Consider the following 17,745-nt stretch of genomic DNA (forward strand, 5'->3'; position numbering starts at 1 on the left):
CGGCCGAACTCAGCGCGGCGGCACGCTCGGCTTGAGCGCCTCGAAGCTGCGCGCCCTGATCACGCCGAGCCACAGGCCACTGCCGTAGGCCACGTCGTCGAGACGCTTGTAGGCGACATAGCGCACCGGATCGAGCCCGCCGGCGTCGCGATGGGTGAACCAGTCGGCCAGCCCGTCGGCCAGGGCCATGGTGATCGCGATCTTGCGAATCCGCCGGGAAGCGAGCACCGCGATCAGCGTCACCGGCCAATAGTCCCGGCACATCGCCGAAGCCAGCCGCCACATTCCGGCGAAATAGCCGCGCGCCAGATACACCGCCGCGATGCGCGTGGGGTTGTCCAGTTCGGTGAACACCCGCCGCATCCGCACCAGCGCGGTGGCCAACGTGACCAGCCCACCGAGCAGGCCCCATTTGGACAGCGTCGCGAACAGGATGCTCGCCAGCACGGTCCAGGTCGGCACCGACAGCGGCGAAACCATGCCCGCGTGCCGCTTGCCCAGCGGCGCGGCGCCGGTGCCGTAGAACAACCTTCGGCCGAACCACGCACGGAATGCCACCCGATGGTCGTGGGCGACGTGCGCGGCGGGCTCGTAGCGCAGCCGCCAGCCCGCCCGTTCCAGCCGCCAGCACAGGTCGACGTCCTCGGCCACCTGCATCGACTCGTCGAAGCCGCCCTCGTTGAGCAGCGCCGCGCGCCGGGTCAGCAGGGCCGCGCTCGGCACGTACGACACGACTCCGCGCGCGTGCACCGCCGCCTCGCGTCTGCCCAGATCCAGCGAGGACCGGGTGTGCTCGTAGCGGGCCAGCGCGTTGGACTCCTTGTCCAGCGCGACGATCCGCGGCGCGACCAGCGCCACCTGCGGATCGCTGAAGTGCCCGAGCATCACCTCGAGCCAGCCGCTGCGCGGCACCACGTCGGAGTCCAGGAACGCGACGAAGCCCGTTGTGGCCGCCCGTAATCCGGCGTTGCGCGCGGCGGCCGGGCCGAGCGGGGACTCGTGCCGCAGCACCGTCACCTGCCCACGGCCCTGCCGGGGCGGGATCCGCACCGGCTCGTCGGAACCGTCGTCGACGACGATCACGTTGTGCCCACGCAGCGTGGCCAGCAGCCGCATCAACCCGTCGGCGTTGTTGTACAGCGGGATGACGACGGTGATGTCGTCGAGCGAGGGCAGCAGCCGCGGCCGCGGGTTCGCCACACCGGAATCGAGCAGCCGGCGGGCGACGATCGCGGACTTGGTATCGGTCACCTCCAGGTACCCGTCGCCGATCAGCTCGGCGGCCTCCGGGGCCAGGCGCAGCATCCGCGCGGGCGATCCACCGATCAGGATCCGACCCCCGGAAAATGCGCGTACCCGTGGATCGATCCGTACCCCGAAGCCGTCGGGCAGACGATCATGGCGCATTCCTCGCATGCTATGCGCACTCGAGCTCGCAGACATCATCACCCCACAAAAAAGGAGGAAAGTCCGCCAGAAATGCCGCCGTGACCGATATCCGGGCGCGTCAACAAGATCGGCAGCGCACTTTCGGCAACCGACCCGTCTATCCGAGTGGACTCTCGTTGCACGCCTTGGCAGGAGCGCGCTTGACCGTCAACGGCAGCGAGACCCGACCACGGGTACGGACCGGGCGCGAATGATCGACCGCGGGTCGCGGAATCGTGCGGCCCGGCATCGACAGTGCCGCTTCGCCATAGCCCTGCACGCATTCCGGGTCGGGACCGTTGGCGGGCAGGCCGGTGAAGAACTTCGCCGCCATGCAGCCGCCGCGGCACGCGTCGTAGTGCGAGCACTTGGTGCAGGCGCCGCCGTCGACCGGCTCGCGCAGTTGGGCGAACAGCTCCGAGGTGGTCCACACCGCGTCGAAACCGCCGTCGGCGACGATGTTTCCGGCCTTGAACCGGTCGTGGATGGCGAACGGGCAGGCGTAGACGTCACCGACCGGATCGACCAGGCACACCACCCGGCCCGCGCCGCACATGTTCAGGCCCGGCAGCGCGGAACCGAACGCCGACAGGTGGAAGAACGAGTCGCCGGTCAGCACGCCCTCGCCGTTGGCGACGAGCCAGTCGTAGAGCTCGCGCTGCTGTTCGGGCAGCGGGTGCAGCTCGTCCCAGACGTCGGCGCCGCGGCCGGACGGACGCAGGCGGGTCAGCCGCAGGGTCGCGCCGTAACGGTCGGCGATGGCCTTGAATTCGTCGAGCTGGGCGATGTTGTGCCGGGTCGCGACGACCGAGAGCTTGGCGTCCTTGAACCCCGCGTTGTGCAGGTTCTCCAGGGCGCGGATCGCGGTGTCGTAGGAGCCGGGGCCGCGCACGGCGTCGTTGACCGCGGCGTCGGCGCCGTCGAGGGAGATCTGCACGTCGACGTAGTCGCTGGCGGCCAGCCGCGCGGCGACCTCCTCGTTGATGCGAACGCCGTTGGTGGAGAACTTGACCCCGACATGATGGGCGGTCGCGTAGTCGACCAGCTCCCAGAAGTCGGGTCGCACCGTCGGCTCACCGCCGCCGATGTTGACGTAGAAGATCTGCATGCGCTCGAACTCGTCGATGAGCGCCTTGCACTGCTCGGTCGTCAGCTCGTTCGGGTCGCGGCGACCCGACGAGGACAGGCAGTGCACGCAGGACAGGTTGCACGCGTAGGTGAGTTCCCAGGTCAGGCAGATCGGCGCCGCCAGACCGGATTCGAACCGGTCGATCAGCTTGCCGCCCTGGGTGGTGTCCGTGGAGGCAGGCAGGCTCACCGGTGTCACCGGCGTGACCGGGCCCGGCGCGGGCACGATCATGTCGGTGTCGGCCAGCTGCGCCAGCGCCTTGATGTGGGCGTCGGACGCGCCGACGCCTTTGGCTCGCAGCGCGTCCCGCACCGAGGCGTGAGCAGGCAGCGACTGCACCACGTCGACCAGATCGCGGCTCTTGAGGAACGAGAGCTTGCGAGTGCCGAAGTGGTACAGCAGCGCACCGAAGGACTCCGGGCGCAGCGAGACGCGCGGATGCAGCGCCCAGCGGGTGTCGAGATCGAGCACGCCTGCCTCCATGGTCAGTACACGCCGCACATGCCGTCGATGCTGACCTCTTCGATCAGCGTCTCGGTGACCAGGTCTTCGTCGGATTCGACGGTCGCAGGCGTTGCGTTCTCGGGCATGACTACCTCCATTGTGTTGCCGGTCACCGCCGACTTTAACGTCAGTCACTGCCATAAAGGGGCGGAATTCGAAAATCTCGATGGCCGCGAGCACCTCGGCGCACCCCTCTAGACTTCCGGGAGCAGGACGGGAACGCCGCCGGTGGGTCCGGTGGCAGTAGAGGTGAGGCGGAAGCTTGCGTAACCACGGAGGGGCAGGGAGCGGCGCGCATTCCACACTCTCGGAGTCGGAGATCGTCGAGGCGGCACTGCGAGTCGTGCGCGAGGACGGCGTGGAGAAACTGTCGATGCGCAGGCTCTCCCGCGAGCTCGGCGTCTCGCCGATGGCGCCGTACTACTACGTCGCCGACAAGCGGGAACTGCTCGATCTGGTGGCCAGCGCGGCCCTGCTCGGGGTCCGCAAGCCCACCCGGGAGTCGGGGCCGTGGCAGGAGCGCCTGCGCGACCTCATCGATCAGATAGACGATAAACTGCGCAGGCATCCCGGCCTGGGCGACATCCTGCTCGAGCAGATGCTCGGCAAGCAGCTCGACCTGATCGACGCCGTGATGGAGATCCTGTTCGACGCGGGCTTCAGCGACCGCAACGTGCTGGCCGCGTATGCGACCATCCACACCTACCTGTTCGGCCGCAGCCGGGTGAATCCGCGGGACCGCTCCGCCCCGGCGGACGTGCTGTTGCCCGAGGCGGTGGCACGGGCCACGAAGTACATGGCGGACCTGCGCGGCAAGTACTCCTACGACTTCGGGATGGAGGTGCTGGTCGCCGGTCTCGAGGCGCAGCTTGCCCTGCAGGCGCGTCCCGACCTAGCATGAAACTGAAACACGTTCTAGTTTTGTTCGAGAGGACGACATGACCACAGTCGAGGTTCCGCACGGTTCGCGGTCGGTGGTGCTGCGGGTGGCCGCGGTGATCGCCGAAACGGCCGACACCCACTCCGTGGTCTTCGAGGTGCCCGCCGACCTCCGCGAACGCATGGCCTACACCCCGGGCCAGTTCCTGACCCTGCGCATCCCCAGCGACCAGACCGGCTCGGTCGCCCGCTGCTACTCGCTGGCCAGCTCGCCGTTCACCGACGATCTGCCCAAGGTGACGGTCAAGCGCACCGAGGGCGGCTACGGCTCGAACTGGCTGTGCGACAACATCTCCGCGGGCGACGAGCTCGAGGTGCTGCCGCCCTCGGGCGTGTTCACCCCCAAGAACCTCGACGAGGACCTGCTGCTGTTCGGCGCGGGCAGCGGCATCACCCCGGTGATGTCGATCCTGAAGTCGGCGTTGTCGCAGGGCAGCGGCAAGATCGTGCTCGTCTACGCCAACCGCGACGCCGACTCGGTGATCTTCGCCGACGAACTGCGCGACCTGGTGGGCAAGCATCCCCAGCGCCTGTCGGTCATCCACTGGCTCGAGCCGCTGCTCGGCCTGCCGACCGCCGACATGCTGGCCACCCTGGTCGCGCCCTACACCGCCTACGAGGCGTTCATGTGCGGACCCAAGCCGTTCATGGACCTGGTCCACGACGCGCTGGCCACCCTCGAGGTGCCGCGCAACCGCACCCACGCCGAGATCTTCAACTCGCTGGCGGGCGATCCGTTCGCCGACCACGCTCCCGTCGACCTCAGCGAGGAAGAGGCGGCCGACGCCGCGACCGTCGAGGTGGAGCTCGACGGCCAGGTGCACGAGCTGTCCTGGCCGCGCAAGCAGACGCTCGTCGACATCATGCTCGACAAGGGCCTGGACGTGCCGTACTCCTGCCAGGAGGGCGAGTGCGGCTCCTGCGCTTGCACCGTGCTCGAGGGCAAGGTCGAGATGGCCAACGCCGAGATCCTCGACCCCGAGGACATCGAGAACGGCTACATCCTCGGCTGCCAGGCCCGGCCGGTCACCGACCACCTGAAGATCCAGTTCTGAGCGGGGCCGCGCCGCCTCAGCGCAGCGCGCGGTAGGCGGCGCGTTCCTCGGGCGTCAGGTGCTCGACGGCGTAGCTCAGGGCGGTCCGGCCCATCCCGGCCGCGTTGGCGTCGAGGAAGCCGGTGAGCACCGCCGGATCGACGCGTTTGCCGATCTCGCGCAGCATCCAGCCCAGCGCCTTCTGGATGAGATCGCGGCGGTCGTCGAGCAGCTCGCTCGCCAGTTCCAGCGTGGTGCTCGGATCGCCCGCCTTGATGAAGGCGAAGGTCGACAGCAACGCCACCCGCCGCTCCCACAGCGAATCCCGCCGCGCCAGGTCGAACAGCAGGCCGCGGTCCTTGTCGAGCAGCCACGGGCCGACGATGTTCTCGGCGGAGGCGTCGACCAGATCCCAGTTGTTCACCCGGCCCCGGCGCACCGCGTCCAGGTAGAACTCGACCATCTCCGCGCGCGCCGCGTCGTCGCGGGTGCGCGGTTTCGACGCCGCCGCGAAGCGGGCGTTCAGGATGAGCAGCGCGGCCAGCCGTTCCTCGTGGACCGGGCTGTCGAGCAGGTCGCCGATCTGCTTCAGCGGCAGCGTGGCGAACTGTTTGGCGACCTTGCGCGTGGCGGGGACGCGAACGCCGAGGAAGACATCGCCCTCACCGTATTCACCGGCGCCCGTCTTGAAGAAGCGCTGGAGGTGGATGGCATCGGCGGGATCGGCTCGCTCGGCGAGCGCCGCCCGCACCTGCGCGGCGGTGGGGAGCTCGGACACAGGGCACCTCCGGCGTCGGGGGAATTCCCTCGCATTCAACACCGGCGGACCGACAGATTCGCGTCGGCCGCCGACGGGCGTGTCCGCCGACCGATCGGCTCGGCGACCTCAGCCGGGCAGCGCGCCGACGACCCGGCCGGACTCGAAAGTGGCGGCACTGCTGGGCAATTCCCCCGGCCTGCCGCTGTTGCGGACGGTGACGGTGCCGGTGCCGGCGGTCGGGCGGCCGAGTTCGTCCATCTTGCGGATCGTCTGCGCGGCGACGGCCTGAGCGCTGTCGAACAGGCGAACGCCGTCCGGCAGCGCCCCGATGATGGCATCGATGACCAGCGGATAGTGCGTGCAGCCCAGGACGACGCCCTCCACATCGGCGGGCGTGCGAGCGGCCGCGTCGGCGATGGACTCGCCGATGGCGGACAGGTCGCCGCGGTCGATCGCGTCGGCCAGGCCGTGGCAGGCCACCCCGACGACTTTGGCGTCTCCGGCGAACTGGGCGATCAGGTCGGCCTGGTAGCGGCTGGCGGTGGTCGCCGCGGTCGCCCACACGGCCACCGAACGGCACTGCGCCGCCGCCGGCTTGATGGCGGGCACGGTCCCGATCACCGGCACCGACTCCCCCACCTCGGCCCGCACGTGCGCCAGCGCGGTCACGCTCGCCGTATTGCACGGCAGCACGATCACTTCGGCGCCGAGTTCCAGCGCCTGCCGCGCCGCACCGAGCACCCGCTCGACCACCCAGTCCTCCGGCTTGGGCCCCCAGGGCGCGCCCTCGGGGTCGAGCAGCAGCAGCAGATCCGCATCGGGACGCATTGTGCGCAACCACGCCGCCGTCGGCAGCAGGCCGAGGCCGGAATCGATAAGCGCGACGATCACGGGTCCACCGTATTACAGGCCCGCGAATCGACCTGCCGCGACCGTATCCCCGCGCACTACACCAGTTCGATCTCGTCGAAGCCCACCGTCAGCGTGTGCCGCCGTTCCCGCAGCACACCGCCTTCGCGGTGCACGCTCCCCTCCGCGAATTCCAGCCGCACCGTGGCGCGGCGCACGTCGACCTCCCTGACCACACCGCAGACACCGCTGAACGGGCCTTCCGGGAAATAGACGACATCACCGGCCGAGTACTCGGTAAACCCCACGGCGCCACAGTAATCCAGGCCGGTGACGAGGTCCCGGCGTCGGCCGGTTCTCAGCCGCCGTCCCGATCGATCGGCGCGGCGGCTGTGAACCTTTCCGGATCAGCCCGCGGCGGCGAGCAGGTCGGCCACCGGGGTGTCGGTGGCCAGCTTGGCGCGCAGCTTCATCACCTGACCGGTCAGACCGGCGCCGAGAACGGCGGTGAGGATGCCGTCGCGGGAGTAGTAGGCCAGGAACTTGCGGCCGTCGTCACTGACCACGGTGACGTCGTCGGCGGGCGACGGGGTGCCCAGCGCCTGGATCTTGACGTCGTACTGGTCGCTCCAGAAGTACGGCACCCGGGCCGCGGTCGGGGCCGCACCGCCGAGCAGCGCGGTGACCAGCAGCTTGGCCTGCTCGCCCGCGCTGGTCCAGTGCTCCACCCGCTTGCGGACACCGGTGTCGTGCTGCCAGGCGGCCACGTCGCCGACCGCCCAGACGGCCTCCGCGGAGGTGCGGCCGACCTCGTCGGCGAGCACGCCGCCCCCGGCGGAAGCCTCGGCCAGTTCGATGCCGGAACCGGCCAGCCAGTCGGTCACCGGCACCGATCCGACACCGACCACCACCAGGTCCGCATCGACCTCGGTGCCGTCGGTGAGCAGCGCGCCGCGCACCCGGCCGGATTCGTCGGACCGCAGGGTGTCGACGCCGACGCCGCAGCGCAGGTCGACGCCCTCGTCGCGGTGCATGCGGGCCACCAGCCCGCCGATCCGCTCGCCGAGCACCGAGGCCAGCGGAGTCGGCTGCGGCTCGACCAGAGTCACCGCGACATCCGCGGCCCGGAAGCTCGCGGCCAGTTCGCAGCCGATGAAACCGGCGCCGATGATCAGCGCCCGATTCGCGCCGTCCAGTTCGGCGCGCAGCGTCTCGGCGTCCTCGTGGGCGCGCAGCACGTGCACGCCCGCCACCTCGGGCAGCCCGGGCAGCCTGCGCGGGCGCAGCCCGGTCGCGATGATCAGCTGGTCGTAGCCGAGGTCGCTGCCGTCGGCGAGGGTGATCGTGCGCGCGGCGGTGTCGACGCCGGTGACGGCGGTGCCGAGGCGCAGCTCGATATCCTTCTCCGCGAAGAACTCCGGCGGCCGCAGGGTGGTGTCGTCGGTCTCGCCGCGGACGAACTGCTTCGACAGCGGCGGGCGGTCGTAGGGCGGACGCGACTCGTCGCCGAGCAGCAGCACCCCGCCCTCGTACCCGGCCCGGCGTAGTTCCTCCGCCGTGCGCAGGCCTGCCAGACCCGCTCCGACGATCACGATGGGCGCGCTCATACCTGTGTCCTCTCGGCCTGTGCGGCGCCCTGCCTGCTCGCGCGAGCCACCGCCGCCGGGAGCTGACCGCTCATGCTCTCTCGATTCGGCATGCTCGGGCGCCCTACGTGGTTACGCAGACTGCCGCCTTCGGGCGCTGACCGCTCATGCCATGTTCTTGTGTTGCGGGCCACTACGGCCCCGAAGATGTTTGTACCAGTGCGACCCGCCACAGGTGACACCCACGTCGCAACGCAACCGTGCCGCTTCCGATGTCGACCGGGCGGTCAATCAGGGGTAGACCGAGGTCAGAAGTATTTTTCGTCTCATCGAGGAGGCATTCCCCATGTTCACCGACAGCCGCGCACAGGATCTTCTCGCCGTCGTGCTCGGCGCATTCACCGCGCTGTCGCCCCTGTGGGTCGACACCAACGACAACGCCCGCTGGACGCTCATCGTGCTCGGCGTACTCATCGCCGCGACCGGGCTGATCCAGATGGCCCGGGCGAGCATGTCCAGCGCCGACTACGCGATGGGCCTGTTCGGCGTCCTGCTGTTCATCTCGCCGTGGGCGATGGACTTCACCGCGTTCCGCGGCGCCTCCTGGACCGCATGGGTGGTCGGGGTAGTGACGGCGGTGGTGGCGGTCGCCGCGCTGCCCGCGATGAACGAACGCCTGCACAAGATGGCTCCGCATCACTGATGCCGGGCCGACGCGTCGGGCGCCGCAACGCGAAACGCGATGGCGACGCCCGGCAACTCATTCTGGATGCCGCCGAGAACCTGTTCGCCACACAGGGATTCGACGCCACCCCGACCGCGGCCCTGGCCGCGGCCGCCGGTGTGCCCAAGGGCTTGGTCTTCTACTACTTCCCCACCAAGAACGCGATCTTGTCCGCGCTCATGCGCGAACGCGTCCCGGAACACCCGATCGACGATCTCGGAGCCGTGGTCGCCCCCGGTGATCCGGCCGCCAGCCTGATCAACCTCGACTCCGCCATCAACCTGCGCGACCACCATTCCTCGGTCCTGCGGGTGATCATGTGGCGCGAGGCCGACACCCACCCCGACGTGCGGCGTACCCTGCGCAACCTGCGCGACCAGCTTCTCGACGCCACCGCCCGCGTCCTGCAGGCCAGCGTCCCCACGCCCGTCCGTCCGAGCACCCTGCACGCGTGCGCGTCGGCCTGGGTCTCGGCCATGTTCGCCATCGCCAGCACCGACCGCCTGCACGCCCTGGACGGCGTCCCGGTGCCGACCCCCGACGACCTGCTCGATGTCGCCCAGGTGGTGGCGGCGGGGATGACCCAGCTCGGCTGAGGACCGCCCGCCCTCACCCCGGCGCGGAGGCGCGTTCGTCGCCGGTCACGGCGTCCGGCGTACCGACCACGGCCGCGCGGGGACGGAGGACCCGCACCGCCACCCCGCCCAGCACGAGGTGCAGGACCGCGGCGACCGACGCGACCGCGTGCAGTCCCGTGACGAACGCGCCGCGCGCGGCGTCGAGCGTCGCGGGAGCCGCCCCGGGCAGCCGCAACGTCTCGCCGAGGGTCGGTGCGAGATCGGGTCCGGCCAGCCGGAAGACCAGCGCGGCCAGCGAACCGAAGACCGCGATCCCGATCGCGTTGCCGAGTTCGTTGCCGGTCTCGGCGAGCGCGGCGGCCGATCCCGCCCGCGCGGGCGGCACCGCCGCGACGGCGATATCGGCGACCACACTGAACGAAATCCCGTACCCGATTCCGGCGACGGCGGTCGAGGCGATGTACCAGCCGATGCCCGCCGCGTCGTCGGCGAGCAGCAACAGCAGCAGTCCCGCCGCGATGCCGAAGTGCGCGCTGATCAGCGCGTTCGACCGGCCGATCCGGGCGACCACGGCCGGGGTCAGCACCGCCGCCACGGGGAGGACGACGGCGCCGGGCACCGCGAGCCACGCGGCGCGGGCGACCGTGAGCCCCAGCACGGATTGCAGATAGGTACTCGCGAGATAGGCCGTCGCCGACCACGCCGCCAGCGGCAGGAACCCGGTGACGATCGCGATCGCGAACACCGGATTGCCGAACAGCCCGAATTCGACCAGCGGGTGCGCGATCCGGAACTGCCTGCGCACGAACCACGCCAGCAGGGCGACGCCCACCAGCCCGGCCACCGAGCCGGTCGCCGACGGACCGTCGGCCGCCGCGTGCTTCAGCGCGTACATGGTGAGCAGCAATCCGGCGGCCGAGGCGAGCACACTCGCCACGTCGACCCGGCCGGTGCCCGGCGCGCGCACCTCGCGCAGCAGCACCGGCGCCAGCAGCAGGAACACCAGCAGCACCGGCAGATTGAGCAACAGCACCGATCCCCACCAGAACCTGGTGAGCAGCTGTCCCGCCACGATCGGCCCGATCGCGAAGCCCGCGGCGAAGGTGGCGGCGAAGATGCCGATGGCCTGGGCCCGCGTACGCGGATCGGGGAACAGGGTGCTCAGGATCGCCAGCGCCGACGGCAGCAACGTCGCCCCGGCGACGCCCATCAGCACCCGCAATCCGATCAGGATCGCCGCGTTCGGCGCGAAAGCCGCTGCCGCCGAGGCGATACCGAAGACCGCGGCGCCGATCAGCAACAGCCGCAACCGCCCGTACCGGTCACCGATGGCGCCGAACGCGATCAGCAGCGAGCCGACCGCGAAGCCGTAACTGTCCAGGATCCACAGGGATTGGTCGGCGCTCGGGGTGAGGGCCTCGGTGAGCGCGGGCATGGCCAGGAACAGCACCGAGCCGTCCATGGCGACCAGCAGCACCGGGCCAAGGATCACCAGCAGGCCGAGCCAGGCCCGCACCGGCGTGGGTGGGGCGTCGTGTCGAGTCATGTCCCGAATCTGCGGCGGTCCGCGCCCGGCAGCCAGACCCGGCGATGGGTACACCTCGCAGAGACACCCGCCGCCCGGCCGCCGTGCCTACGATCGGAAGGCATGGAACTGGAAACCCTCGGCGCCTTCCTCAAGTCCCGCCGCGGCCGGGTCACGCCCGAGTCCATCGGGTTACGGACCTACGGCGTGACCCGCCGGGTTCCCGGTCTGCGCCGCGAGGAGCTGGCCCAGCTGGCCGGGGTCAGCGCCGGGTACTACACGCGGCTCGAACAGGACCAGGCGGGAACGGCGTCGGCGCAGGTCATCGATGCCATCGCGCGGGTGCTGCGGCTGGACGTCGCCGAGACCGCCCACCTGCACAACCTGGCCGAATCGCCCGCCGCGCCCCGGCTGACGCGGTCCGGGCCCGAACGCGCGCACCCGCGAGTCCTCGCCCTGCTCGACGCGCTCGGCGACAGCATGCCCGCGCTCGTCCTCGGCCGCCGTGGTGACGTCCTGGCCTGGAACCCCACCGGGCACGCCCTGTTCGCCGCACACCTCGATGCCGCCGCGCCGGCCGATCCGGCGGTGCGGCCGTCGATCCCGCGCATGTTCTTCCTCGATCCGCTCAGCCGGGACCTGCACCGCAACTGGTCCGAACTGGCCCGCGTCCACGTCGCCTACCTGCGCCTCACCGCGGGCCGCTACCCCACCGACGCGCACCTGGCCGAGCTGATCGGCGAACTCGCCATGCGCAGCACCGAGTTCGCGACCCGGTGGGCCGAAGGGGAAGTCGCCGACTGCACCGTCGGCGCGATGCACCTGCACCATCCCACCGTCGGCGACGTCGATGTCGACTACCAGGTGTGGTTGCAGCCGGACAGCCCCGATCATCGGCTCGAGGTCTACACCCCGCGCGACGCGAGCACCGCCGACGCGCTGCGGCTGCTCGCCCGGGCGGCAGCGGAGAGTGCGAACCGCCCGGATCGGGTCGTCACCCCCGAATGAGCGGCTAGCTCGGCATCAACGGGCGGACAGCACCGACTTTCCATCGCGGCGCCCGCGGCCACGTTCGACCGCAAGCAGTCCGAGCAGGTGGCGCCGTATCCGTGGATACGACGCCACCTGCGCCTCGTCAGCCGGCGATGATCGACTCCGCGACGCCGGCCGGAACCGGCGCGTAGGAGTCGAACACCATGGAGTAGGTCGCTCGGCCGCGGGTCTTCGAACGAAGATCCCCGATGTAGCCGAACATCTCCTGCAGCGGAGTCAGGGCCCGCACGACGCGCGCGCCCGCCCGCTCGGTGAGCTCGGTGACCCGCCCGCGCCGGGCGTTCAGATCACCGATCACCTCGCCGAGATACTCCTCCGGGGTGACGACCTCCACGGCCATCACCGGTTCGAGCAGCACCGGCTTCGCCCGCGCGACCGCCGCGCGCACCGCCGCCGCACCCGCCAGCCGGAACGCCAGATCCGACGAATCCTGCACGTGGGCGGCGCCGTCGAGCAGCGTCACCCGCACGTTCACCAGGGGGAACCCGGCGAGCGCGCCGACCCGCAGCGCGTCCTGCGCGCCCGCGTCGACCGCGGGCAGGTACTCCCGCGGCACGCGCCCACCGGCCACCCGGCTCTCGAATTCGTAGACCGCGCCGTCCTCGGCCACGTGCGGCCGCACCGCGATCACCACCTTGGCGAACTGCCCGCGCCCGCCCACCTGCTTGCGATGGGTGTACTCGAACTGCTCGACGGCGGCGGTGATGGTCTCGCGATAGGCCACCCGGGGCGCGCCGATCTCGGCCTCGACCCGGAACTCCCGGCGCATCCGGTCGACCAGGATCTCCAGATGCAGCTCGCCCATGCCGCCGATGACCGTCTGACCGGTCTCGGCGTCGACCTGCACGGTGAACGTCGGATCCTCCTCGGCCAGGCGCGCCAGGGCGGTGCCCAGTTTGTCCTGATCCGCGCGGGTCCGCGGTTCGATCGAGACCGCCAAGACGGGTTCGGGGAAGGCCATCGACTCCAGCACGACCGGATGGTTCCGATCGCACAGGGTGTCGCCGGTGCGCGTCTCCTTCAGGCCGATGACGGCACAGATCTGCCCGGCCCGCACCCGATCGACGGCGATCTCGGTGCTCGACTGCATCTGGAACAGCTTGCCCAGGCGCTCCTTTCGTCCCGTGGTCGAATTCAGTACGGCCGCACCGGGTTCGACATGTCCCGAGTAGACCCGCAGGTACACGAGCTTGCCGAAGAACGGATGCAGCGCCACCTTGAACGCCAGCGCCGCGAACGGCTCGGCGACATCGGGTGCGCGCTCGAGGTACTCACCCTCCGGCGAGAACCCGTGCACGGCAACGACATCCAGCGGCGAGGGCAGGTAGTCGACGACCGCGTCCAGCAGCGGCTGCACGCCGATATTGGCCAGCGCCGAACCGCACAGAACCGGGTAGGCGCGCGCGTCGATCGTCATCGTGCGGATGGCGGCCTTGAGCACGTCGACCGGAATCGGCGCGCCGGACAGGTAGCGCCGCAGCACCGCCTCGTCGGCCTCGGCGACCGCGGCCACCAGCGCCTCGCGGTGCTGTTCGGCCGTGACGCGCAGGTCGTCCGGGATCTCGACGATCTCGAACCGCGCGCCACGGTCGGTGTCCCCGCGCCACACCTTCGCCGTCATCTCGACCAGGTCGACGATGCCCTCGAACTCGCGCTCGGCGCCGATCGGCAGCTGGATCACCAACGGCCGCACGCCGAGTCGCTCCGCGATGGTCCGCACGGTGAACGCGAAGTCCGCGCCGAGCTTGTCCATCTTGTTCACGAAACAGAGGCGGGGCACGCCGTAGCGGTCGGCCTGCCGCCACACCTGCTCGGACTGCGGCTCGACGCCCTCCTTGGCATCGAACACGGCGACCGCGCCGTCGAGCACCCGCAGCGATCGCTCCACCTCGACGGTGAAGTCGACGTGGCCGGGGGTGTCGAGGATGGTGATCTCGTGCTCGTTCCACCGGCAGGTGGTGGCCGCGGCGGCGATGGTGATGCCGTGCTCGCGCTCCTGGATCATCCGGTCCATGGCGGCGGTGCCGTCGTGGACCTCACCCAGGGTGCGGGTGACGCCGGTATAGAACAGGATGCGTTCGGTGGTCGTCGTCTTGCCCGCGTCGATATGGGCCGCGATGCCGATATTGCGCATGCGGGCGAGGTCGGGCCGGCTCGTGGTCATGGGAATCCCCCAGTACGTCAACTAGTTCGGTCGAAGAAGTCGACGCTCGCCAGTTGTGCGTTCCACCGGACGGCACGGGCATCGAATCACGCGGCGCCACACCGGCGCCCGAGGACCCGATGCGAACTAGCGCCGCGAATGCGGACGTACCGTAACCATGCCCCCAGTTCTACGCGCTCGGACCCCGCGCTGTCGACGGGTTTTCCCGGCCGATGTCCTCGGGGCCCGGCGGGCATAAATCGGCGGTCACGGCAGTTCGTCTCACCGAGGGGACATCGCCGTCGATCGCGGTGGCCTCGTCCAGCGAGTCAGCCCACCCAGAGGAGACCCACCGATGACAGCGGCATTCGACCCGCACGATCTGCTCGCGACAGCGAAGCTCGGCGTGCTCGCCACCATCAAGGCGGACGGACGGCCCCAGCTGTCGCCCGTCACCCCGTACTACGACCGCGAAGCCGGCGTCATCTACGTCTCGATGACCGAAGGCCGCGCCAAGACCACCAACCTGCGCCGCGACCCCAGGGCCGCCGTCGAGGTGACCGCGCCCGACGGCTGGTCCTGGGCCACCGCCGAAGGCAGCGTCACCCTGACCGGTCCCGGCACCGATCCCGACGGCCCCGAGGTCGCCGCCCTCGTCGACTACTACCGCGCCGCCGCCGGCGAGCACCCGGACTGGAACGAGTACCGCGAGGTCATGGTCGCCGACCGCCGCGTCCTCATGGCGCTGAGCGTCGAACACGTCTACGGCGCCAAGATCCGCTGAACGCCGGAACCGTTTCGGCCCCAGGAACTCTCAGGGCTCTGCCAAAGAACCTCGGTACCGTGGGCGCAACGAGCCCGTTCTTCATCCTCAGGCAGGAGAAGCCGTTGAGTCAGGAATCAGTGTTGCGCCGAGTCGTGCACGGCATGAACGCGGGCGTGGTCGCGCTGACCGAAGCCCCCGTCGTCGGCAAGTTCCTCGGTAAGGCGTTCGCGCAGGTCAGCTACGTCGGCCGGCGCTCGGGACGCACCTTCAGCACCCCGGTCAGCTACCGCCGCTCCGGGGACGAGTACGTCATCGGCGTGGCCATGCCCGACAAGAAGCAGTGGTGGCGCAACTTCCTCGGCGAGGGCGGCCCGATCACCTTGCGCATCGACGGCGTCGACAAGGCCGGTCACGCGGTGACCCACCGCGACGACCGTGGCCGGGTCACCGTCCGCGTCCGCCTGCTCGCCCCGGCCTGATTCCCGCCGCTCAGATTCCCGGCGCCGTCAGGAACGCGGTGACGTCGGCAGCGAAGCGCTCGTGCTTGATCGCGCCGAGGTGGCTGGTGTCCGGGTAGACCACGAGGCGGGCGTCGGGAATGCCGTCGGCGGTGCGCCGGAAGGTCTCGACGGAGTAGTACTCGTCCCGCTCACCGCCGACCACCAGGGTCGGGGCGGTGATGTCGGCGAGCCTGCCGTCGAGGTCGAACGCGTCCTCGGCGCGCACGAACGCGAGCGTGTCGGCCGGGTTCTTCGGCCGCACCAGGGGATCTGCGAGCCAGGCGACCGCGCCGACCAGCCGTGCCTTGACCCGCGACTCGATCCCCTGGGTCGCCAGATGATGCAGCGCCCGCTTGCCCGCGGCGGCCGCCGTCGCGTACTTCATCTGCGATTTCCTGGCAGCGTCCTCGAGCCGATACCCCGACGACGCGACCACCAGCCGCCGCACCGCCGACGGATGATCCGCGGCGAGCTGCAAGGCCAGCGACCCACCCGACGAAATCCCGAGCACGTCGACCGGAGCACCGAACTCGCCCAACAGCGCCTCCGCATGCTCGCGCGCGATATCGGCCATCGTCGTCCCCACCGCCATCCCCGGCGCCCGATTCACCGCGTACACCCGGAAGTTCCTGGCCAGCGGCGCCATCGTCTTGATCTCCGAGCTCCGCATCCACCCCCGCGGATTCGCGTGATCGGGCGTGAACCACCGGAGAAACACCAGCGGCGGCCCGTCCCCGAACGCCAGATAGGGCATCCCGTGCTCGAGCACACCCGCGGTGACCTCGAACCCCTGCACCACAGACACGCCTGCCTCCGATCCGCCGGATATCTCCCTCCCGAACGCTACCCAGCGTGGTGCCGCCCCGCGATGACCCCGGAGGTCATGGCGATCTCGTCACTGGCCGCCGCGCTGGATCACTGGTGCTGTGGCCACGCGACAGCCCCGGGAAACGCCGAACGGCGCCGCTCCCGGGGGAGCGACGCCGTTGCGGTGTCAGTGGGTCTACAGACTCACTTGATGATCTTCGTGACGCGACCGGCGCCGACGGTGCGGCCACCCTCACGGATCGCGAAACGCAGGCCCTCGTCCATGGCGACCGGCTGGATCAGCTTGACGGACATCTCGGTGTTGTCACCGGGCATGACCATCTCGGTGCCCTCGGGCAGGGTCACAACGCCCGTCACGTCAGTCGTACGGAAGTAGAACTGCGGACGGTAGTTGTTGAAGAACGGGGTGTGGCGGCCGCCCTCGTCCTTCGACAGGATGTACGCCTGGCCCTCGAACTCGGTGTGCGGGGTGGTGGTGCCCGGCTTCACGACGACCTGGCCGCGCTCCACGTCCTCGCGCTTGATGCCACGAACCAGCAGACCGACGTTGTCGCCCGCCTGGCCCTGGTCGAGCAGCTTGCGGAACATCTCGATACCGGTGACCGTGGTCTTGGTCTTGTCCGGACGGATGCCGACGATCTCGACTTCCTCGTTCACGTTGATGATGCCGCGCTCGACGCGACCGGTGACGACGGTGCCACGACCGGTGATCGTGAAGACGTCCTCGACCGGCATCAGGAAGGGGAGCTCGGTCTCACGGACCGGGTCCGGGATCGACTCGTCGACGGCAGCCATGAGCTCGACGATGGACTCGGCCCACTTCTCGTCGCCCTCGAGGGCCTTCAGGCCGGAGACGCGCACGACGGGGGCATCCTCGTCGAATTCCTGCGACGCCAGCAGCTCGCGGACCTCCATCTCGACGAGCTCGAGGATTTCCTCGTCGTCGACCATGTCCGACTTGTTCAGCGCGACCAGGATGTAGGGCACGCCGACCTGACGGGCGAGCAGCACGTGCTCACGGGTCTGCGGCATCGGGCCGTCGGTGGCGGCCACGACCAGGATCGCGCCGTCCATCTGGGCGGCACCGGTGATCATGTTCTTGATGTAGTCGGCGTGGCCCGGGGCGTCGACGTGCGCGTAGTGGCGCTTCTCGGTCTGGTACTCGACGTGGGAGATGTTGATCGTGATACCACGAGCCTTCTCCTCCGGCGCCTTGTCGATCTGATCGAAAGCGAAGCTCTCGTTCAGATCCGGGTACTTGTCAGCCAGCACCTTGGTGATCGCCGCAGTCAGCGTGGTCTTGCCGTGGTCGACGTGACCGATGGTGCCGATGTTGACGTGGGGCTTCGTCCGCTCGAACTTCGCCTTCGCCACTGTTGTCCTCCTGGACTAGTTAGTG

The 17,745-nt window shown here is 69.9% G+C and carries 18 protein-coding genes; 7 read left to right on the forward strand and 11 right to left on the reverse strand.

Annotated features, from left to right (window positions below; all coding sequences use genetic code 11):
- Window positions 1-9 precede the first annotated feature (9 nt).
- From mftF to mftA, 3 genes are all read right to left on the reverse strand, one after another.
- Entirely contained in the window at window positions 10-1,407 is a 1,398-nt protein-coding gene (gene mftF, locus V8688_RS08875) for a mycofactocin biosynthesis glycosyltransferase MftF (RefSeq protein ID WP_218719664.1), read from the reverse strand.
- 139 nt (window positions 1,408-1,546) lie between these two features.
- Window positions 1,547-3,040 (reverse strand): mycofactocin radical SAM maturase, encoded by a 1,494-nt coding sequence (gene mftC / locus V8688_RS08880; RefSeq protein ID WP_342800599.1) that lies wholly within the window; start codon window positions 3,038-3,040, stop codon window positions 1,547-1,549.
- A 2-nt stretch (window positions 3,041-3,042) separates the two neighbouring features.
- The gene (mftA, locus tag V8688_RS08885) at window positions 3,043-3,147 is read right to left on the reverse strand and encodes a mycofactocin precursor MftA (RefSeq protein ID WP_218719663.1); all 105 of its coding nucleotides are present in this window, start codon (window positions 3,145-3,147) and stop codon (window positions 3,043-3,045) included.
- Window positions 3,148-3,323: 176 nt separating this feature from the next.
- Here mftA and mftR2 point away from each other — a divergent pair, with 176 nt between their 5' ends.
- Both mftR2 and V8688_RS08895 read left to right on the forward strand, forming a co-directional pair.
- Window positions 3,324-3,962: a mycofactocin system transcriptional regulator MftR2 gene (mftR2, locus tag V8688_RS08890; protein WP_218719662.1), complete on the forward strand. Its 639-nt coding sequence runs from the start codon at window positions 3,324-3,326 to the stop codon at window positions 3,960-3,962.
- 37 nt (window positions 3,963-3,999) lie between these two features.
- On the forward strand, window positions 4,000-5,055 hold the full coding sequence (locus V8688_RS08895; RefSeq protein WP_342800587.1) for a ferredoxin--NADP reductase: 1,056 nt from the start codon (window positions 4,000-4,002) through the stop codon (window positions 5,053-5,055).
- 16 nt (window positions 5,056-5,071) lie between these two features.
- Here the strand turns inward: V8688_RS08895 and V8688_RS08900 are convergent, their stop codons facing one another.
- The 4 genes from V8688_RS08900 to V8688_RS08915 all read right to left on the reverse strand — a co-directional run bounded on the left by V8688_RS08900 (window position 5,072) and on the right by V8688_RS08915 (window position 8,250).
- The gene (locus V8688_RS08900; protein ID WP_218719660.1) at window positions 5,072-5,812 is read right to left on the reverse strand and encodes a DNA alkylation repair protein; all 741 of its coding nucleotides are present in this window, start codon (window positions 5,810-5,812) and stop codon (window positions 5,072-5,074) included.
- A gap of 108 nt (window positions 5,813-5,920) precedes the next feature.
- Window positions 5,921-6,685: an aspartate/glutamate racemase family protein gene (locus V8688_RS08905; protein WP_316576149.1), complete on the reverse strand. Its 765-nt coding sequence runs from the start codon at window positions 6,683-6,685 to the stop codon at window positions 5,921-5,923.
- A 56-nt stretch (window positions 6,686-6,741) separates the two neighbouring features.
- Complete coding sequence (locus V8688_RS08910; RefSeq protein ID WP_218719658.1) at window positions 6,742-6,951, reverse strand: hypothetical protein; 210 nt, start codon at window positions 6,949-6,951, stop codon at window positions 6,742-6,744.
- 99 nt (window positions 6,952-7,050) lie between these two features.
- Window positions 7,051-8,250, reverse strand: a complete 1,200-nt coding sequence (locus V8688_RS08915) for an FAD/NAD(P)-binding oxidoreductase (RefSeq protein ID WP_218719657.1) — start codon at window positions 8,248-8,250, stop codon at window positions 7,051-7,053.
- A gap of 325 nt (window positions 8,251-8,575) precedes the next feature.
- Between V8688_RS08915 and V8688_RS08920 the strand changes: the two genes are divergently transcribed.
- Window positions 8,576-8,932, forward strand: coding sequence for an SPW repeat protein (locus V8688_RS08920; RefSeq protein WP_316576152.1), 357 nt, complete (start codon window positions 8,576-8,578; stop codon window positions 8,930-8,932).
- Complete coding sequence (locus V8688_RS08925; RefSeq protein WP_342800588.1) at window positions 8,932-9,549, forward strand: TetR/AcrR family transcriptional regulator; 618 nt, start codon at window positions 8,932-8,934, stop codon at window positions 9,547-9,549. The genes V8688_RS08920 and V8688_RS08925 overlap by 1 nt, the downstream gene beginning before the upstream one ends.
- A 13-nt stretch (window positions 9,550-9,562) precedes the next feature.
- Here V8688_RS08925 and V8688_RS08930 read toward each other — a convergent pair whose 3' ends face one another.
- Window positions 9,563-11,077, reverse strand: a complete 1,515-nt coding sequence (locus V8688_RS08930) for an MFS transporter (protein WP_342800589.1) — start codon at window positions 11,075-11,077, stop codon at window positions 9,563-9,565.
- Between the two features lie 102 nt (window positions 11,078-11,179).
- Between V8688_RS08930 and V8688_RS08935 the strand changes: the two genes are divergently transcribed.
- Complete coding sequence (locus V8688_RS08935; protein ID WP_342800590.1) at window positions 11,180-12,064, forward strand: helix-turn-helix transcriptional regulator; 885 nt, start codon at window positions 11,180-11,182, stop codon at window positions 12,062-12,064.
- A gap of 127 nt (window positions 12,065-12,191) precedes the next feature.
- On the opposite strand, the gene fusA is transcribed toward V8688_RS08935, so the two are convergent.
- The gene (fusA, locus tag V8688_RS08940) at window positions 12,192-14,273 is read right to left on the reverse strand and encodes an elongation factor G (protein WP_342800591.1); all 2,082 of its coding nucleotides are present in this window, start codon (window positions 14,271-14,273) and stop codon (window positions 12,192-12,194) included.
- Between the two features lie 334 nt (window positions 14,274-14,607).
- Between fusA and V8688_RS08945 the strand changes: the two genes are divergently transcribed.
- Window positions 14,608-15,036: a PPOX class F420-dependent oxidoreductase gene (locus V8688_RS08945; protein ID WP_218719651.1), complete on the forward strand. Its 429-nt coding sequence runs from the start codon at window positions 14,608-14,610 to the stop codon at window positions 15,034-15,036.
- A 143-nt stretch (window positions 15,037-15,179) separates the two neighbouring features.
- Entirely contained in the window at window positions 15,180-15,497 is a 318-nt protein-coding gene (locus V8688_RS08950; RefSeq protein WP_316576371.1) for a nitroreductase/quinone reductase family protein, read from the forward strand.
- A 10-nt stretch (window positions 15,498-15,507) separates the two neighbouring features.
- Here V8688_RS08950 and V8688_RS08955 read toward each other — a convergent pair whose 3' ends face one another.
- Window positions 15,508-16,323, reverse strand: coding sequence for an alpha/beta hydrolase (locus tag V8688_RS08955; protein WP_342800592.1), 816 nt, complete (start codon window positions 16,321-16,323; stop codon window positions 15,508-15,510).
- Between the two features lie 206 nt (window positions 16,324-16,529).
- The gene (gene tuf, locus V8688_RS08960; RefSeq protein ID WP_218719650.1) at window positions 16,530-17,720 is read right to left on the reverse strand and encodes an elongation factor Tu; all 1,191 of its coding nucleotides are present in this window, start codon (window positions 17,718-17,720) and stop codon (window positions 16,530-16,532) included.
- Window positions 17,721-17,745: the final 25 nt, after the last annotated feature.

The organism is Nocardia sp. No.11 (assembly GCF_038752175.1).
Classification (GTDB): domain Bacteria; phylum Actinomycetota; class Actinomycetes; order Mycobacteriales; family Mycobacteriaceae; genus Nocardia; species Nocardia canadensis.

Coding starts and splice junctions, on each gene's coding strand:
- mftC (WP_342800599.1), bottom strand. CDS start 3,040: ATGGAGGCAGGCGTGCTCGATCTCGACACCCGCTGGGCGCTGCATCCG.
- V8688_RS08930 (WP_342800589.1), bottom strand. CDS start 11,077: ATGACTCGACACGACGCCCCACCCACGCCGGTGCGGGCCTGGCTCGGC.
- fusA (WP_342800591.1), bottom strand. CDS start 14,273: ATGACCACGAGCCGGCCCGACCTCGCCCGCATGCGCAATATCGGCATC.
- V8688_RS08950 (WP_316576371.1), top strand. CDS start 15,180: ATGAACGCGGGCGTGGTCGCGCTGACCGAAGCCCCCGTCGTCGGCAAG.
- mftA (WP_218719663.1), bottom strand. CDS start 3,147: ATGCCCGAGAACGCAACGCCTGCGACCGTCGAATCCGACGAAGACCTG.
- V8688_RS08920 (WP_316576152.1), top strand. CDS start 8,576: ATGTTCACCGACAGCCGCGCACAGGATCTTCTCGCCGTCGTGCTCGGC.
- V8688_RS08925 (WP_342800588.1), top strand. CDS start 8,932: ATGCCGGGCCGACGCGTCGGGCGCCGCAACGCGAAACGCGATGGCGAC.
- V8688_RS08915 (WP_218719657.1), bottom strand. CDS start 8,250: ATGAGCGCGCCCATCGTGATCGTCGGAGCGGGTCTGGCAGGCCTGCGC.
- V8688_RS08895 (WP_342800587.1), top strand. CDS start 4,000: ATGACCACAGTCGAGGTTCCGCACGGTTCGCGGTCGGTGGTGCTGCGG.
- mftF (WP_218719664.1), bottom strand. CDS start 1,407: ATGCGCCATGATCGTCTGCCCGACGGCTTCGGGGTACGGATCGATCCA.
- V8688_RS08945 (WP_218719651.1), top strand. CDS start 14,608: ATGACAGCGGCATTCGACCCGCACGATCTGCTCGCGACAGCGAAGCTC.
- V8688_RS08935 (WP_342800590.1), top strand. CDS start 11,180: ATGGAACTGGAAACCCTCGGCGCCTTCCTCAAGTCCCGCCGCGGCCGG.